The sequence below is a fragment of the Streptomyces sp. NPDC005494 genome, from assembly GCF_042872025.1.
In the GTDB taxonomy this organism is placed as follows: Bacteria; Actinomycetota; Actinomycetes; order Streptomycetales; family Streptomycetaceae; genus Streptomyces.
This window is the reverse complement of record NZ_JBIAJR010000003.1, coordinates 494,316-509,530: the sequence shown is the minus strand read 5'-3', so window position 1 is coordinate 509,530 and position 15,215 is coordinate 494,316. Positions and strand designations below refer to the sequence as shown.

General features: G+C 71.7%; 16 protein-coding genes and 1 tRNA gene. 7 read left to right on the top strand and 10 right to left on the bottom strand.

Annotated features, from left to right (window positions below):
• Positions 1-67: 67 nt before the first annotated feature.
• The 7 genes from ACFYQ6_RS12255 to ACFYQ6_RS12225 all read right to left on the bottom strand — a co-directional run bounded on the left by ACFYQ6_RS12255 (position 68) and on the right by ACFYQ6_RS12225 (position 6,840).
• A complete protein-coding gene (locus tag ACFYQ6_RS12255) occupies positions 68-1,060 on the bottom strand; it encodes a hypothetical protein (RefSeq protein ID WP_361573543.1) in 993 nt (330 codons plus the stop codon).
• 91 nt (positions 1,061-1,151) lie between these two features.
• Positions 1,152-2,399 carry an HD-GYP domain-containing protein gene (locus ACFYQ6_RS12250; RefSeq protein ID WP_388762777.1) on the bottom strand — a complete coding sequence of 416 codons (1,248 nt, stop codon included), beginning with the start codon at positions 2,397-2,399 and terminating at the stop codon, positions 1,152-1,154.
• On the bottom strand, positions 2,396-3,772 hold the full coding sequence (locus tag ACFYQ6_RS12245; protein WP_388762775.1) for an HD-GYP domain-containing protein: 1,377 nt from the start codon (positions 3,770-3,772) through the stop codon (positions 2,396-2,398). The genes ACFYQ6_RS12250 and ACFYQ6_RS12245 overlap by 4 nt, the downstream gene beginning before the upstream one ends.
• A gap of 205 nt (positions 3,773-3,977) precedes the next feature.
• Positions 3,978-4,298, bottom strand: a complete 321-nt coding sequence (gene rsrA, locus ACFYQ6_RS12240) for a mycothiol system anti-sigma-R factor (RefSeq protein WP_361573537.1) — start codon at positions 4,296-4,298, stop codon at positions 3,978-3,980.
• Positions 4,295-4,951 carry a sigma-70 family RNA polymerase sigma factor gene (locus tag ACFYQ6_RS12235; RefSeq protein WP_187281824.1) on the bottom strand — a complete coding sequence of 219 codons (657 nt, stop codon included), beginning with the start codon at positions 4,949-4,951 and terminating at the stop codon, positions 4,295-4,297. Before ACFYQ6_RS12235 ends, rsrA begins: the two co-directional genes overlap by 4 nt.
• A 403-nt stretch (positions 4,952-5,354) precedes the next feature.
• The gene (locus ACFYQ6_RS12230) at positions 5,355-6,008 is read right to left on the bottom strand and encodes an alpha/beta family hydrolase (RefSeq protein ID WP_388762773.1); all 654 of its coding nucleotides are present in this window, start codon (positions 6,006-6,008) and stop codon (positions 5,355-5,357) included.
• Between the two features lie 16 nt (positions 6,009-6,024).
• Positions 6,025-6,840, bottom strand: coding sequence for an SOS response-associated peptidase (locus ACFYQ6_RS12225; protein WP_356738111.1), 816 nt, complete (start codon positions 6,838-6,840; stop codon positions 6,025-6,027).
• A gap of 73 nt (positions 6,841-6,913) precedes the next feature.
• On the opposite strand from ACFYQ6_RS12225, the gene ACFYQ6_RS12220 reads away from it, so the two are divergent.
• The 4 genes from ACFYQ6_RS12220 (at position 6,914) to ACFYQ6_RS12205 (ending at position 10,617) form a co-directional block, all read left to right on the top strand.
• Positions 6,914-7,627: a M50 family metallopeptidase gene (locus tag ACFYQ6_RS12220; RefSeq protein ID WP_388762771.1), complete on the top strand. Its 714-nt coding sequence runs from the start codon at positions 6,914-6,916 to the stop codon at positions 7,625-7,627.
• A gap of 115 nt (positions 7,628-7,742) precedes the next feature.
• Positions 7,743-9,122 (top strand): 3-phosphoshikimate 1-carboxyvinyltransferase, encoded by a 1,380-nt coding sequence (gene aroA / locus ACFYQ6_RS12215; RefSeq protein ID WP_388762770.1) that lies wholly within the window; start codon positions 7,743-7,745, stop codon positions 9,120-9,122.
• A gap of 4 nt (positions 9,123-9,126) precedes the next feature.
• A complete protein-coding gene (rsgA, locus tag ACFYQ6_RS12210; RefSeq protein ID WP_361573526.1) occupies positions 9,127-10,143 on the top strand; it encodes a ribosome small subunit-dependent GTPase A in 1,017 nt (338 codons plus the stop codon).
• A gap of 150 nt (positions 10,144-10,293) precedes the next feature.
• Positions 10,294-10,617, top strand: a complete 324-nt coding sequence (locus ACFYQ6_RS12205; protein WP_114246542.1) for a multidrug efflux SMR transporter — start codon at positions 10,294-10,296, stop codon at positions 10,615-10,617.
• Here the strand turns inward: ACFYQ6_RS12205 and ACFYQ6_RS12200 are convergent.
• Entirely contained in the window at positions 10,509-11,171 is a 663-nt protein-coding gene (locus ACFYQ6_RS12200) for a TetR/AcrR family transcriptional regulator (RefSeq protein WP_388762767.1), read from the bottom strand. The two genes, ACFYQ6_RS12205 and ACFYQ6_RS12200, sit on opposite strands and share 109 nt — an antisense overlap.
• Before the next feature lie 149 nt (positions 11,172-11,320).
• Between ACFYQ6_RS12200 and hisN the strand changes: the two genes are divergently transcribed.
• Both hisN and ACFYQ6_RS12190 read left to right on the top strand, forming a co-directional pair.
• The gene (gene hisN / locus ACFYQ6_RS12195; RefSeq protein WP_361573521.1) at positions 11,321-12,121 is read left to right on the top strand and encodes a histidinol-phosphatase; all 801 of its coding nucleotides are present in this window, start codon (positions 11,321-11,323) and stop codon (positions 12,119-12,121) included.
• 173 nt (positions 12,122-12,294) lie between these two features.
• Positions 12,295-12,696 carry a CBS domain-containing protein gene (locus ACFYQ6_RS12190; protein ID WP_361574114.1) on the top strand — a complete coding sequence of 134 codons (402 nt, stop codon included), beginning with the start codon at positions 12,295-12,297 and terminating at the stop codon, positions 12,694-12,696.
• 117 nt (positions 12,697-12,813) lie between these two features.
• Here ACFYQ6_RS12190 and ACFYQ6_RS12185 read toward each other — a convergent pair whose 3' ends face one another.
• Positions 12,814-14,265, bottom strand: a complete 1,452-nt coding sequence (locus tag ACFYQ6_RS12185) for a catalase (RefSeq protein ID WP_388762765.1) — start codon at positions 14,263-14,265, stop codon at positions 12,814-12,816.
• Between the two features lie 176 nt (positions 14,266-14,441).
• Between ACFYQ6_RS12185 and ACFYQ6_RS12180 the strand changes: the two genes are divergently transcribed.
• A complete protein-coding gene (locus ACFYQ6_RS12180; RefSeq protein WP_361573517.1) occupies positions 14,442-14,861 on the top strand; it encodes a Fur family transcriptional regulator in 420 nt (139 codons plus the stop codon).
• Positions 14,862-15,093: 232 nt separating this feature from the next.
• Here the strand turns inward: ACFYQ6_RS12180 and ACFYQ6_RS12175 are convergent.
• Positions 15,094-15,167 (bottom strand) — tRNA-Met (locus ACFYQ6_RS12175).
• Positions 15,168-15,215 lie beyond the last annotated feature (48 nt).

Here is a 15,215-nt window from a genome sequence, read left to right as displayed (position 1 = left end):
TTCCTGCAAACCTGAACCCGTGAGTACCCGCACCGGAATCGGTGCCCGTACAGCCTACGGGCACCGCTCAGCAGACTTCTTCCAGATCCCGCCACTCGCGGCTGTCCGGGCTGTCCGCAACCCAGCCGTCCAGCAGCCCACGCACCAGTGCGGCGGGGGCCGCTATCCCGCACTCGCGCTCCGGCACCCACAGGTCGCCCGCGGTGCGGTGCCCCAGGGGGCCGGGGTGGCCCGGCTCGCTGTGGTCGTGCGGGTCCAGGTGCTCGCCGTCGCCCTCGTCGCTCTCCATCCGGCTCTCCGAACAGGCACGGCACAGCAGCCGCACGGAGGACGACCAGTCCTCCGCCGCGAATCCGGCGTCGGAGGCGAGCTGCTCCAACGCGTCCCGGTCGTCCTCGGTGGCCGCCTCCAGGAGCACCACCCAGGTCGGCACGGGAGAGGGGGCCCAGAGCTCGATCTCGTCGAAGACCGGGTAGGACGGCCCGGCCGCCGTGATCCGCTCGCCGTTGGGCACGCCGTCGTGCAGGACGACCTCACCCCAGCGACGCCCCGAGGAGGGCAGCGGGATCGACAGCACCTCCATGCGCGCCGGGTCGAGCCTGCGGCCCCAGACGACCTCGGCCTCGCCCTCCGGCGAGAGCCGCACGGCCGCGCTCCCCAGCTCCATGCCCGTGGGCTCGCTGTTGGACGCGGCGTTGTGCTGGCCGCTGCCCGGCACCTTCAGCCCGTAGGCCTGCCAGGCCCTGCGGGCCAGTGGCCAGTCCTGGAGCGCCGTGGCGGCGATCCCGACGTTCCACCAGTCCGGAGCACCGGACTCCCGGTCGAGCAGCGCGACAGCCCGCAGACCGGCGGCCCGCGCCTGCTCCCAGTCGTGCCTGAACTTGTGCAGCAGCGCGAGATTGAACCAGGACTCGGAGAGCCAGGGCTCCAGGTCCGCCGCGCGTGTCAGCAGCGCCCCCGCGTCCTCGTACCGGCCGTCGCCGATCAGCGTGAACGCGCGGTCCGTGGCCTGCCGCCAAGAGGCGGATGGCCGATGCCGTACCTTCCCGAAGATCCTCACGATTCCCGCCTGTCCCGACTGGACACCCTCGTCTTCCGCTCTCCTTCGCATCCAACCATGCCGGGCCGGACGCTCGCTCATTACCCATGGGTTACCCAGCCCGCACCGGGGCCAGACCACCACGCGCCAGGACTCTGGCCAAGGCTTCGACGACCTGCGGCTGGTAGTCGCGGCCGGTGCCGAGCCTGAGCTGCTCCAGAGCCCCCAGGGGCCCCTTGACGCCTTCCCCGCACAGGTCGTCGTACGCGTTGACCGTACGGACGATCCTGGCGGCGGTCTGCTGTTCCCGGTAAGGATCCGCCTGCTGTTCCACCACTGCGGCGACCGCGGGGTCCACTCCGGTCTGGCGGACCACCGCCCCGCCGAGCAGCGCGATCCGGCGCTGCTCGGCGGCCGGGAGGAGTGTGGTCGCCCCGTCGGCCACCGGGTCGAGGAGGGAGAGCTGGCCGATGTCGTGCATCAGCGCCGCGTACTCCAGGACGGTCAGCTCGGGTCCGGCCAGCCCCAGCTCCCTGCCCACGGCGGTGGAGAGGTCGGCCACCCTGCGGGCGTGCCCGTGCGGGGTGTAGCCCGCGATCTCCGTGGACCGGGCCAGCGAGGCGATGGTCTGCCGGTAGGTCGTACGCACGGCGGCGTACCGGCGGAACGACACCTGGGTGAGCAGCAGCGGTACGCACAGCACGGGCAGCGCCCACAGCCCCGCCACGGCCACCCCGAGCGCCATCACCACGCCGGTCGCGCAGACGGCGGACCCGATGCCGCTGAGCGCGTGGAGCTCGTCGCGGAGCTGCGGCCCGTACCGGCGGCCCGTACCCGCCGTGAGGGCGGCGAGGACGGCGTCGCACAGGGCGGTGAGGAGGAGTAGCAGGAGCAGGAAGAGGGCGACGTGCGGCCCCTGCCCGAGCCAGCGCTCCGAGAGGCCGGACTGCTGGAGGGGCTGGAAGCACACGGCCGCGAAGCCGACGGTCAGGACGCGGCGTGCCAGCTGGTCCGGCCCCGGACCGCTGCCCCGCGCGACATGGGGCACGGAGGCGAGCAGCTGCGCCGCGACGACGACGGTGACCACCTGGAGGACGCCGTGCGTGGTGGCCTCCCCGGCGCTGCGCCCGAGCAGCGCGTACGCGAGGGCGCCCGCCGCACCCAGGGGCGCGGGCTCGCGTTCACCGGGCAGGGCTCCCCAGCGGGCCAGCTCGCCGACGGTGATCAGGAGGCCGAAGGCGAGCGCGTGGCCCGGCTCGGCGACGCCGTGCCACAGGGTGTGCCCGAGCGCGGCGACGGCGAGGAGCAGTGCGGCGCCGCGGACCACGAGGGCGGCCGGCGCCGGGCTCCGGGGCTTCACCGGGGCCGCCCGTGCCTGCCGGCGGTTCCCGTGCGCTCCCCCGCCTGCTTCTGGTGCGGCAGGCCGGTCAGCTCCTCCTCCGAGGTGACGGTGTTGGCCGCGGCGGACCAGCCGTGCCGGTCCAGGGCGCGCGCCAGGGCCCGCACCATCCTGGGGTCGAACTGGCTTCCGGCGCAGCGTTCGAGCTCTTCCACGGCGACCGGCACCGGCCGTCCCCGCCGGTAGGAGCGGGTCGAGGTCATGGCGTCGAAGGCATCCGCGACGGCGACGACCCGGGCGAACTCGGGGATCTGCGTCCCCGCGAGGCCGTAGGGGTAACCGCTGCCGTCCAGCCGCTCGTGGTGGTGCAGGATCGCGGCGCGCGCCTCGTCGAGGAAGCCGATGCCCCGGACGATCTCGTGCCCGTACTCCGGGTGCAGTTCGATCACCCGCCGTTCCTCGGGGGTCAGCGGTCCGTCCTTGCGCAGGACGCGTGTCGGCACGCCGAGCTTGCCGACGTCGTGCAGGATGCCGGCGAAGCGGAGGGCCTCCATCCGGCTTTCCTCCATGCCCAGCTCACGGGCGATCAGCTCGGAGGCGCGTCCCACCCGCTCGCTGTGTCCCCGGGTGTACCCGTCCTTGATGTCGACGGCCTGGACGAGCGCCCTGATGGTGGCGCGGTGAGCGGCCTGCCGGCGGTGGTACTGGGCGAACACCCAGCAGTTGATGTACATCGGCAGCAGGACGACCAGCGCCGACACCGGGCCGTACGAGCTGCGCCAGAGGACGGCCATCGTGAGCCCCGCGAGCGCGTGCACCAGGTGCGGCCCGAGGGAACCGGCCGCCCCGCGCCAGGCATGCCGGACGGCCACCCGCTCGGCCGTGGCGAGGATGCCGCCGTCCAGGGCGGCCGGCACGAGGCTGAAGACGAGCGCCGCCGCACAGGCCGGTACGAGGGCGTACGGAAGGTCGGGCACGGCACCGCCCGCGCCGCCGAGCGTGGCGGGCCCGCCCAGGAGCCCGTAGGCCCAGGACGCCGCCCCCACGGTCAGGGCGAGCTGCGCGGCCCGCCAGATCCGGCGCGCCGCGGCGGGCGGCCGCTCCACCCGGCCCGCAAGCGCGCCGGGCACGGCGACGAGAGCGGCTGCGGACGGCGGGAGCAGGAAGGCGGCTGCGAGCAGCAGGGGGAAGAACGATCCGGCACCGATCGGTACGGAGCCGCCGAGGAGGCGGCAGCGGCCCAGGAGTTCGCAGGCCAGATGGAGAGCGGCCAGCAGGCCGAGCGTGCCCCAGGGGGTCGCGGCCCCCGGGGACACCGCGGGAAGAGCGCAGAGTGCGGCGCACACCGCCACACAGAGGATGTAGACGCGCGCCGCTCCCGGTGTGCCCCTCACCCGTACCGCCCGCCCCCCGGCCTCATCAATGGAGGCGCCAGGTTAGCGAGTCGGTGGACAGCGAGGTTCCGAACGGATCGGATTAGCACATTCGGGTGACACGACACGCGTCTCGGGGACTTCCGACGTGCCACGGCCGGGCACCGGCGCGCCGCCGGACCTCGGTCCGGCGGGCCCGTCGTCGGTCAGCCCCTCGCGTGCGTCGTCACTCGGCGGGGGCGGCCGGCCGGTCGGCCCCGCCCAGGGACACGTCCTGTCCGGGCACCGCCTGGCCGGAACGGATCAGGTCGATCCGTCCCATCACCTTCGAGCGCAGATCGGCGGGGACGTCGTCCTGCCCGCAGCAGCGCTTGACCAGCTTCTTCACGGCCTGCTCGAGGCCGTACTTCTCCAGGCACGGAGAGCACTCCTCGAAGTGCACCTCGAACTTGGTGCAGTCGCCCTCGGGCATCTCATGGTCGAGAAACTCGTAGAGATGATCGAGAACCTCTGAGCAATCCGTCTCGTGCGGCTCTCCGCAGCTCATGAGGCCGAGCCTTTCGTGTCGTCCGACTCACCGGCTCCGGCCGGGACGAGTCCGCGCTCTCGCGCGTAGTCCTCCAGCATGCCGCGCAGCTGACGGCGTCCCCGGTGCAGCCGGGACATCACCGTACCGATGGGTGTCCCCATGATGTCCGCGATCTCCTTGTAGGCAAAGCCCTCTACGTCGGCGAGATACACGGCGATGCGGAACTCTTCGGGGATCGACTGCAGTGCGGACTTCACGTCGGAGTCCGGCAGGTGGTCGAGTGCCTGGGACTCCGCCGAGCGCAGACCGGTCGACATGTGCGACTCCGCCCGTGCCAGCTGCCAGTCCTCGATCTCCTCGGCGGCACTCCGCTGAGGCTCGCGCTGCTTCTTGCGGTACGAGTTGATGAAGGTGTTGGTGAGGATGCGGTACATCCACGCCTTGAGGTTCGTGCCCTCACGGAACTGGTGGAAGGAGCCGTAGGCCTTCGCGTACGTCTCCTGGACGAGGTCCTCCGCGTCGGCGGGGTTGCGCGTCATGCGCAGCGCGGCCGAGTACATCTGGTCGAGATATCCGAGAGCGTCCCGCTCGAAACGCGCGTTGCGCTCGGCAGTCGTCTCCTGCGCACGCCCGTCGTCGGTCCCTGTGTCGGTCCCAGTGACCGGACCCACCTCCTCCAACGATGTGGCGGAACCGAGACCGGACCCGCTCGCATCGGAGAATAGTCGACCTTGCTTCCGCGCGGGCTGACGACCGGCCCCGCCCGCGGCCCGCGCCGGGGTGGTCCTGTCCGCGCGAAGCACCGTCCACTCCAGCTCGGCGGCGTTCGATCGGCTCGGGCAGATGGTCGAACCCATGCGACGGACTCCCTCTTGACATACGGCGTTGTTGTACCGACACCACCGACAACAGCCGCCCCCCGTGCCGCATTCCCGGGGTACGGAGGCCGTCGCGGATGTGAGGAGAACTACGTTGCGGGCCCGGCCCGGACGGCCGTCCCAGGAGGGTTCCGGCCGTCCGCGGAGCCGTCCCGGAAGGGCCTGGCCGGCTGTGCGGCCACAGCCGGCTTCTCGCTCAGGAGAGTCCGTCCAGCCATGACGCCACCGCTCCGGTGAGCAGTTCCATCGCCTGTTCCTCGGTCGACGGGGCCTTCTTCGGTACGGCGAAACCGTGATCGGCGTACGGCACCTCGACGAGCCCGTGCTGCCCCGGAGGGAACTCCTCCGGCCGCCCGAACGGGTCGCGGCCTCCCTGGACCACGAGGGCGGGCAGGGCGGCCCCGAGCAGTTCGTCCGCCCTGGACTTCTCCGGCCTGCCCGGTGGGTGCAACGGGAAGCTCAGGGCGAGCACCGCGCGGGCGCCGAGCTCCGCACCCGTACGGCACGCCACCCGGGCCCCCGCGCTGCGCCCTCCGGCGACGACGGGGAGGCCCGGGGCCTTCAGCGCCGGCCAGACGCCGCGCCAGCCGGTGTCCAGGGTCCGGGGTGCGGGCGCGACCTTCTTGCCGGCGACCCGCCACGGCTGTTCGACCAGCGCGACGCTCACCCCGCGCTCCGGCAGGGCGGCGGCCAGTGCGCGGAGGTCGCGGGCCTCGATGCCGCCTCCCGCCCCATGGCCGAGGGCCAGCACCAGGCGGGCCCTCTTCGCGGGGTGCCAGGTGATCCTGGCCTCCCCGGCGTCCGTGCCGACGGTCTCGGTCCGCTGCGCTGTCCCTGTTGTACGGCTCACAGCCCCATCCTGCCGGTCAGAAGAGCGTGCCCACCTCAGGCGCGGCCAGCTCCTCCAGCAGCTCGGGGCCGTTGTTGCGGACGTTGCTGACGGCGGTGGCGACCGGATAGGCGCGCATCAGCCCGCCGGGCGGGGGCTCCAGCAGGCCCTTCAGTTCGTCGATGTCCGTGCGCGAGGGGTCGAGCCAGGCGTCCCAGCGGTCCGGCGTGAGCATCAGCGGCATCCGGGGGTGGATCTCGGAGAGCGAGGACGGCCCCTCGGCCGGGGCCACGGCGAGCGGCGTCGTCTCCGCCTCGGTGGTGATCACGGAGCAGGTGACCCACCAGGCCTGCGGGTGGTCGTCGGGGAGCGTCCGGTCCCGCCAGAACTCGTACAGCCCCGCCATGGCGAAGACGGAGCCGTCGGCGGGGGTCACGAAGTAGGGCTGCTTGCGGGGGCGCTTCTTCCTCCCCTTCTCCTCCAGCTGCCGCTCGTCGGCCCCGGTGACCCACTCGTAGTAGCCGTCGGCGGGCAGGATGCAGCGCCGGGAGACGAAGGGGCGGCGGAAGGACGGCTTCTCGTGGACCGTCTCCGCGCGGGCGTTGATCATGCGGGCGCCGCCTTCCGGCGACTTCGACCAGGACGGGACGAGTCCCCACTTCAGGGCGCGCAGCTGGCGAACCGGACGCGGGTCGTCTGCGTCCTTCACAGGACGGTCCAGAACCGCGTAGACCTCCTTGGTCGGCGCCACGTTCCAGTCGGGCTCCAGGGTCTCGGTGGGTTCCCACTTCTCCACGCCGAAGAGCCCGGTCAGATCCTCTGGCCGCCGACTCGCCGCATACCGTCCGCACATAAGTGCCAGACTGCCACGACCCGCCGGCCGAGTGGACGCCGATCCCTCAACCACATCGAGGAGCCGCCCGCACATGGACAGCACCGAACTGGGCGATCTGTGGGATCGCGTCTTCGGCACCCAGCCCGCTCCCGAGCAGTGGCTGGTGGTCGTCACCGCCACGGCGGCGCTGATCGCCGTCGTCCCGAACCTCATATGGCGCCTCTCGCGCAACGCGATCACCATCGCGCACGAGGGCGGCCACGGCCTCGTCGCCCTGCTCACCGGGCGGCAGCTCTCCGGTATCAGGCTGCACTCGGACACCAGCGGCCTCACCGTCAGCCGTGGCAAGCCCACCGGTATCGGGATGATCCTCACCGCCGCGGCGGGCTACACGGCGCCCCCGCTGCTCGGCCTGGGCGGCGCCTGGCTGCTGACCAACGGCCGGATCACCCTGCTCCTGTGGCTGGCGACCGCGCTCCTGGCGGTGATGCTCGTGATGATCCGCAACCTGTACGGAGCGCTGACGGTCATCCTCACGGGTACGACCTTCCTCCTGGTGTCGTGGCTGACCTCGGCCGACGTACAGTCCGCGTTCGCGTACACGGTGGTCTGGTTCCTGCTGCTCGGCGGTGTGCGACCGGCGTTCGAGCTCCAGTCCAAGCGCAGGTACGGCGGCGCCCCCGACTCCGACGCCGACCAGCTCTCCCGGCTGACCCACGCTCCGGCCGCGATGTGGCTGTTCCTCTTCCACGCGGTGTCGCTCTCCTCGCTCATCGGCGGCGGACGCTGGCTGCTCGGGCTCTGAGGGGCCGGGAGTGGGAGCAGCTGGGCGCAGGCCCTGTACCACCCTTGCATTACGCCCCGGTTTCCTCCCGTTTGATCAGGATCTGGGATTGCGGCGAGCCACTAAAGTGAGGGGCATGACCGAGAGTTCCGTGCACCCCGCCCTCTGGCCCGCCCCCCGTGCGACCGGGGCCGTCGACGCGACCGTCACGGTGCCCGGTTCGAAGTCGGTCACCAACCGCGCGCTCGTCCTCGCCTCACTCTCCTCCGAGCCGGGCTGGCTGCGCCGCCCGCTGCGCTCCCGCGACACCCTGCTGATGGCCCAGTCCCTGCGCGCGATGGGCGTCGGCATCGAGGAGGGCGTAGGCCCGGACGGCTCGGGTGAGGCCTGGCGGGTGATCCCGGCCGGCCTGCACGGCCCGGCCAAGGTGGACGTCGGCAACGCGGGCACGGTCATGCGCTTCCTGCCGCCCGTGGCCTGCCTCGCGGACGGGCCCGTCCACTTCGACGGGGATCCCCGGTCCTACGAGCGGCCCCTGCACGGCGTGATCGACGCGCTGAAGGCCCTGGGCGCCCGGATCGACGACGACGGCCGGGGCGCGCTGCCCCTGACCGTGCACGGCGCGGGCGCGCTGGACGGCGGGCCGGTGGCCATCGACGCCTCCTCGTCCTCCCAGTTCGTCTCCGCGCTGCTGCTGTCCGCCCCCCGCTTCAACCAGGGCGTGGAGGTGCGCCACACCGGCTCGGCGCTGCCCTCCATGCCGCACATCCGCATGACCGTCGACATGCTGCGCTCGGTCGGCGCGCAGGTCGACGAGCCGGAGTCGGGCGGCGAGCCCGATGTCTGGCGGGTCTCCCCCTCCGCGCTGCTCGGCCGCGACCTGACCGTCGAGCCGGACCTCTCGAACGCCCAGCCGTTCCTGGCCGCCGCGCTGGTGACCGGTGGCCGGGTCACCGTCCCGGACTGGCCGCTGCGGACCACCCAGCCGGGTGACATGCTGCGGGAGATCTTCACCGAAATGGGTGGCACGTACGAGCTGACCGAGCGGGGCCTCACCTTCACGGGCTCCGGCCGGATCCACGGCATCGACGTCGACCTGAGCGAGGCCGGTGAGCTGACGCCGGGCATCGCGGCCCTCGCCGCTCTCGCGGACTCCCCCTCCACGCTCAGCGGCGTCGCTCATCTGCGGCTGCACGAGACGGACCGCCTCGCGGCGCTGACCAAGGAGATCAACGGTCTCGGCGGCGATGTCACGGAGACCGCCGACGGCCTGCGGATCGTGCCCCGCCCGCTGCACGGCGGCACCTTCCACACGTACGACGACCACCGGATGGCGACGGCGGGCGCGATCATCGGCCTCGCCGTGGCGGGGGTGGAGATCGAGAACGTGGGTACGACGGCCAAGACCCTGCCGGACTTCCCGGACATGTGGACCGGCATGCTCGGGGAACCCTCCGGCGCCGTCGGGGTGTCACCAGGAGCGCTCGGCGTGTCCGCGGACCGGCGCGAGGTCTGAGCACATGCGCCGTTACGGGAAGAACCCCGACGAGGACGACATCCGCGTACGCCCCAACCCCAAGGGCAACCGGCCGCGTACGCACACCCGCCCCAAGCACGAGGACGCCCAGGACGGCATGGTCCTCACCGTGGACAGGGGCAGGCTGACCTGTCTGGTCGAGGACCGCACGGTGACGGCCATGAAGGCGCGCGAGCTGGGCCGCAAGGCCGCGGTGGTCGGCGACCGGGTCTCCCTCGTGGGCGATCTGTCCGGCGCCAAGGACACCCTGGCGCGCATCGTGCGGATCGGCGCCCGCACCTCGGTGCTGCGCCGCACCGCGGACGACGACGATCCGTTCGAGCGGGTGGTCGTCGCCAACGCCGACCAGCTGGCGATCGTCACCGCGCTCGCCGATCCGGAGCCCCGCCCGCGCATGATCGACCGCTGCCTGGTGGCGGCCTACGACGGCGGGCTCACCCCGCTCCTGGTGCTGACCAAGTCGGATCTGGCCTCGGCGGACAAGCTCCTGGAGGCGTACACCCCCCTCGGGGTCCCGTACATCGTGACCAGCCGCGAGGAGCTGGAGAACGGCGACGCCGCCGACCGGGTGCGCGAGCTGCTGAACGACCGGGTGACGGCGTTCGTCGGGCATTCCGGGGTCGGCAAGACGACGCTGGTCAACGCCCTCGTTCCCGCGGACCGCCGGCGGACGACCGGGGTGGTCAACGCCGTCACGGGGCGCGGCAGGCACACCACGACCTCGGCCCTGGCGCTCCCGCTCCCGGACGGCCGCGGCTGGGTGGTCGACACGCCGGGTGTGCGCTCGTTCGGGCTGCACCACGTCGATCCCTCCCGGGTGATCAACGCCTTCCCCGATCTCCAGCCGGGTACCGAGAACTGCCCACGCGGCTGCACCCATGACGGTCAGGAGCCGGAGTGCGCCCTGGACGCCTGGGTCGCGGAGGGACACGCGGATCCGGCGCGGCTCGACTCGCTGCGCAGGCTCCTGTCGACCCGGGAGCGCCGCGAGGGGGACTGAGGCCCCGGGCCGGGACGCCCGGCGGACCCGGAGCAGCAGCCCGCCGAAGCCCGACTGCCCGACTCGCGCACGTTTGCGAGTTCCCCGGGCCGGTAAGGGCATAATCGCGTCGAGCGGACGAACCGTCACCTACGTGGGAGGCACCTGACGATGGCGTGGTTGCTGGTCGTGGTCGCCGGACTGCTGGAGACCGGCTTCGCCGTGTGCCTGAAGCTCTCCCACGGGTTCACCCGCCTGTGGCCGACCGTCGCCTTCTGCGTGTTCGCACTGGGAAGCTTCGGACTGCTCACGCTGTCCCTCAAGAAGCTCGACGTCGGCCCCGCCTACGCGGTGTGGACGGGCATCGGAGCCGCGGGCACGGCGATCTACGGGATGGTCTTCCTCGACGACGTGGTCTCCACGCTGAAGCTGGTGTCGATCTCGCTGGTGATCGTCGGCGTGATCGGCCTCCAGCTCTCCGGCTCCTCGCACTGACCGGCCCCGGCACCACGGCGGACCGCCGGCACCAGGGTGTACGAGAGAGCGAGCCGGAACGCCGTCTCGCAGGCCACTTCCCGCTGCGCGCGGTCCTGCGGCGCGGGCCCACTCCCCATGACGGCCACGGCACGGTCCCGTACGAGCGTGAGCAGGTCGGCGGGCGTGGGCAGGGCCGGGGCGGGCGGACCCGTCCGGCGGTCGGCACGGGAAGCGCCCGGTCTCGGTAAGCGCTCCCCCCAGACGCCGGTGAGCAGCGCCTTGACCAGCACGTTCGCCCGGGCCGCCCGGACCGTCCAGCGGGCCAGCTCCGCCGGTTCGTCCCCTCGCGCCCGGGCCGCGCGCAGCGCCTTTTCCACACCGGCGAGGTAACCGTCCGCCGCGCGCCGGATCAGGGCGCGCGCCAGGCCGTCCTTGCTCCCGAACTCGTTGTAGAGGGTCTGCCGCGAGACTCCCGCCCTCGCCGCCACGTCGACCATGCGCACGGCGGTCCACGGCAGGGTGGCGAGCGCCGATTCCGCGGCGTCCAGCAGTGCTTCACGCGCCGTAGGCATCGTCGCCTCCCACGCCCGGGGTCCGCGCTTCAGAGTTGACGCGCTCCGGAGGGCTGTCAAGGGTCCCCGCGCTTCCGGGGACGTGACACGGCCGTCTGCGGCCACGGGGCCGTGTAGCCCGGCCGGGTGGCTGTGGATACTGTGACGGCATGCCCGATTACCACGATGATCTGCGCCTGGCCCATGTACTGGCGGACGCCGCCGACGCGGCGACGATGGACCGGTTCAAGGCTCTGGACCTCAAGGTCGAGACCAAGCCGGACATGACCCCGGTGAGTGAGGCCGACAAACACGCCGAGGAACTGATCCGTGGGCATCTGCACCGGGCGCGTCCGCGTGACGCCATCCTGGGCGAGGAGTACGGCGTCGAGGGCACGGGGCCGCGGCGCTGGGTCGTCGACCCGATCGACGGGACGAAGAACTACGTACGGGGCGTGCCGGTCTGGGCCACGCTGATCTCCCTGATGGAAGCGGGCGAGAACGGCTTCCAGCCGGTGGTCGGCGTCGTGTCGGCCCCGGCGCTGAACCGCCGCTGGTGGGCCGCGAAGGGCGCGGGCGCCTACACCGGCCGCAGCCTGACCTCCGCGACACGGCTGCACGTGTCGAAGGTCGAGCGGATCGCGGACTCCTCGTTCGCGTACTCCTCGCTGACCGGGTGGGAGGAGCAGGGCCGGCTCGACGGCTTCATGGACCTGACGAGGGCCTGCTGGCGCACCCGGGGATACGGCGACTTCTGGCCGTACATGATGGTCGCCGAGGGTTCGGTGGACATCTGCGCGGAACCGGAGCTGTCCCTGTGGGACATGGCGGCGAACGCGATCATCGTCCAGGAGGCGGGCGGGCAGTTCACCGGCCTGGACGGGGTCCCCGGCCCGGGGGGCGGCAACGCGGCGGCCTCGAACGGCCTGCTGCACGACGAGTTGCTGGGCTATCTCAACCAGCGTTACTAGGGGCGGCGTTCGGCAAGGCACCCCGGGAGCGCCGGGGTGCCTTGCCGGGTTCCCGGGGTCCTTGTCGAGTTCCCTCCGGGGTGCCACTCTGAGAGTCCCCCCACTTGTGAACTTGTGAATCCGCTCACGAGGGCCGCTTCACAGGTCACTCCTCGAAGGAGGTGGCTCTCTTCATGCTCGTCCACGACGCCATGAGCACGCTGGTCCTCACCATCGGCCCGGCGCATACGCTCCGCCAGGCGGCCAGGCTGATGTCGGCCCGGCGGGTCGGAGCAGCCGTGGTCCACGACCCGGACACCTGCGGACTCGGGATCATCACCGAGCGCGACATCCTCGACGCGGTCGGGGCGGGGCTGGACCCCGATGCCGAGACCGCCGCCACCCACACCACCACCGACGTCGTCTTCGCCTCGCCCTCCTGGACCCTGGACGAGGCCGCGGAGGCCATGACCCACGGTGGTTTCCGGCATCTGATCGTGCTGGACGGCGACGGGCCCGTCGGTATCGTCTCGGTGCGGGACATCATCCGGTGCTGGGTACCCGCCGGGCGGCGGCCGGCCGGGATGGCCGTCTGAGCGGCGTCCGGGCGGCGCCCCCTCCGAGCCCGGGCCCGCACGGGTCCGGACACGACCGCGGGCCGGGCCCCCTCGAGTCGAGGGGGTCCGGCCCGCAGCCGACGACAAGCGTCCGTATCAGCCGCGCAGGGCCTGGACCGCGGCTTCCAGCCGCTTGCCGAAGTCCCCGTCGGCCTGACGGAAGTTGTTGATCGCGCGCTCGGCGATGTCGTCACGCGAGACCTTGGAGATGAATCCGGCGAGGTTGTCGATCAGCCGGTCCTTCTCGTCCTCGGAGAGCAGCCGGTAGAGGTTGCCCGCCTGCACGAAGTCGTCGTCCTCGGCGTGCCGCGGCGTCTCGTGGTTACCCGTGCCGCCCGTGACCGGGATGGGCTCCCAGAGCGGCCGGTCCGTCTGGGCCGGGCCGCCGAAGCTGTTCGGCTCGTAGTTCTTCGTGCCCTTGTGGCGGCCGTCGTAGAGGTAACCGTCACGGCTGTTGGTGCGCGCCTCGGTGGCGTGCGGACGGTTCACCGGCAGGTGGTCGGCGTTGATGCCGACGCGGTAGCGGTGGGCGTCGCCGTACGCGAAGAGACGGCCCTGGAGCATCTTGTCCGGGGACGGGCCGATGCCGGGGACGAAGTGCGCCGGGCTGAAGATCGACTGCTCGACCTCGGCGAAGACGTTCTCCGGGTTGCGGTTGAGCTCCAGCTTGCCGATCTCGATCGGCGGGTAGTCCGCGTGCGGCCAGACCTTGGTCAGATCGAACGGGTTGAAGCGGTAGGTGGCCGCCTCCGCCGCCGGCATGATCTGCACCTGCACCGTCCAGGACGGGAAGTCGCCGCGCTCGATGGACTCACGCAGGTCGCGCTGGTGGCTGTCGGGGTCGACACCGGAGAGACGGACGGCCTCCTCGGTGGTGAGGTTCTTGATGCCCTGGTCGGTCTTGAAGTGGTACTTGACCCAGAAGACCTCGCCGGCCTCGTTGTTCCACTGGAACGTGTGCGATCCGAAGCCGTCCATGTGACGGTACGAGGCCGGAATGCCACGGTCACCGAAGAGCCAGGTCACCTGGTGCGTGGACTCGGGAGACAGGCCCCAGAAGTCCCAGACGTTGTCCGCCTCCTGCGAGCCGGTGTACGGGTCGCGCTTCTGGGTGTGGATGAAGTCGGGGAACTTGATGGCGTCCCTGATGAAGAACACCGGGGTGTTGTTGCCGACGAGGTCGTAGTTGCCCTCTTCGGTGTAGAACTTCAGCGCCCACCCACGGGGGTCACGCGCCGCGTCGGCGGAACCGAGGTTGCCCGCGACGGTGGAGAAGCGCAGGAAGGTCTCGGTCTGCTTGCCGACCTCCGAGAGGAACTTCGCCCGGGTCCACTGCGAGACGTCCCGGGTCAGCGTGAAGGTGCCGTAGGCACCCGCGCCGCGGGCGTGCACGACGCGCTCCGGGATGCGCTCGCGGTTGAAGTGGGCGAGCTTCTCCAGAAGCGCCTGGTCCTGAACGAGAACCGGTCCACCCGGGCCAGCTGTCTCGCTGTTCTGATTGTCGGCAACCGGAGCGCCGGCCTCCGTGGTGAGCGGTCCCTGAGTCACGCGCGCCTCCTGCGTCATGTCCTGCACAGCGTCGGTCCCTGCACAGCTGTTCTCGGCCCCAGCCTGTCCTTGGCCAAACCCGTTACCGATCCTACAATGGACTTTGTCCAAGTCAAGCTGACATCTAAAGTCACACGCACTCGGGACTTGACCGCCCCACTGTTAGGCTGGTGCTCATGAGTGACCTCCTGGAACGACTTCGTGGACGCGGCTGGCGCATGACGGCACAGCGGCGCGTCGTGGCCGAGGTTCTCGAAGGGGACCATGTGCATCTGACGGCGGACGAGGTCCACGCGAGAGCCGTGGACCGGCTCCCGGAGATCTCCCGCGCCACGGTGTACAACACGCTGGGCGAGATGGTGTCCCTCGGGGAGGTCATCGAGGTGACCACCGACCGCCGGGCCAAGCGCTACGACCCGAACGCCCATCGGCCCCACCACCACCTGGTGTGCGGCCGCTGCGGAGCGATCCGGGACGTGCACCCGTCCGGCAACCCGCTCGCCGACCTGCCGGCCGAGGAGCGCTTCGGCTTCACGGTCTCGGAGGTCGAAGTGACCTATCGGGGCGTCTGCCCCAACTGCGCCGCCACGGCCTGAGACCGCGGGGTCCGCGACCGCGTCTGCGCCCGGGCCGCCGGTACGGGGCGCAGGCGGCGCCGCGCCGCCGTGTCCGCCCCGCCCGCCACCGGCTACGCGGCAACGGGACCTCGGCGCGCAGCCGCAGCGCCGTACCCGCGTTCCCGCGCGTCACCCCGGTCCGCCCGTGCCCTTTGCGTGGGCATACGACAGAGGCCCGGATCCTTGGAAGGATCCGGGCCTCTGTCTTCAGTAGCGGGGACAGGATTTGAACCTGCGACCTCTGGGTTATGAGCCCAGCGAGCTACCGAGCTGCTCCACCCCGCGTCGTTGTGAGTGCAACCCTACGGCACCCCCACCGACCGGAGCAAATTC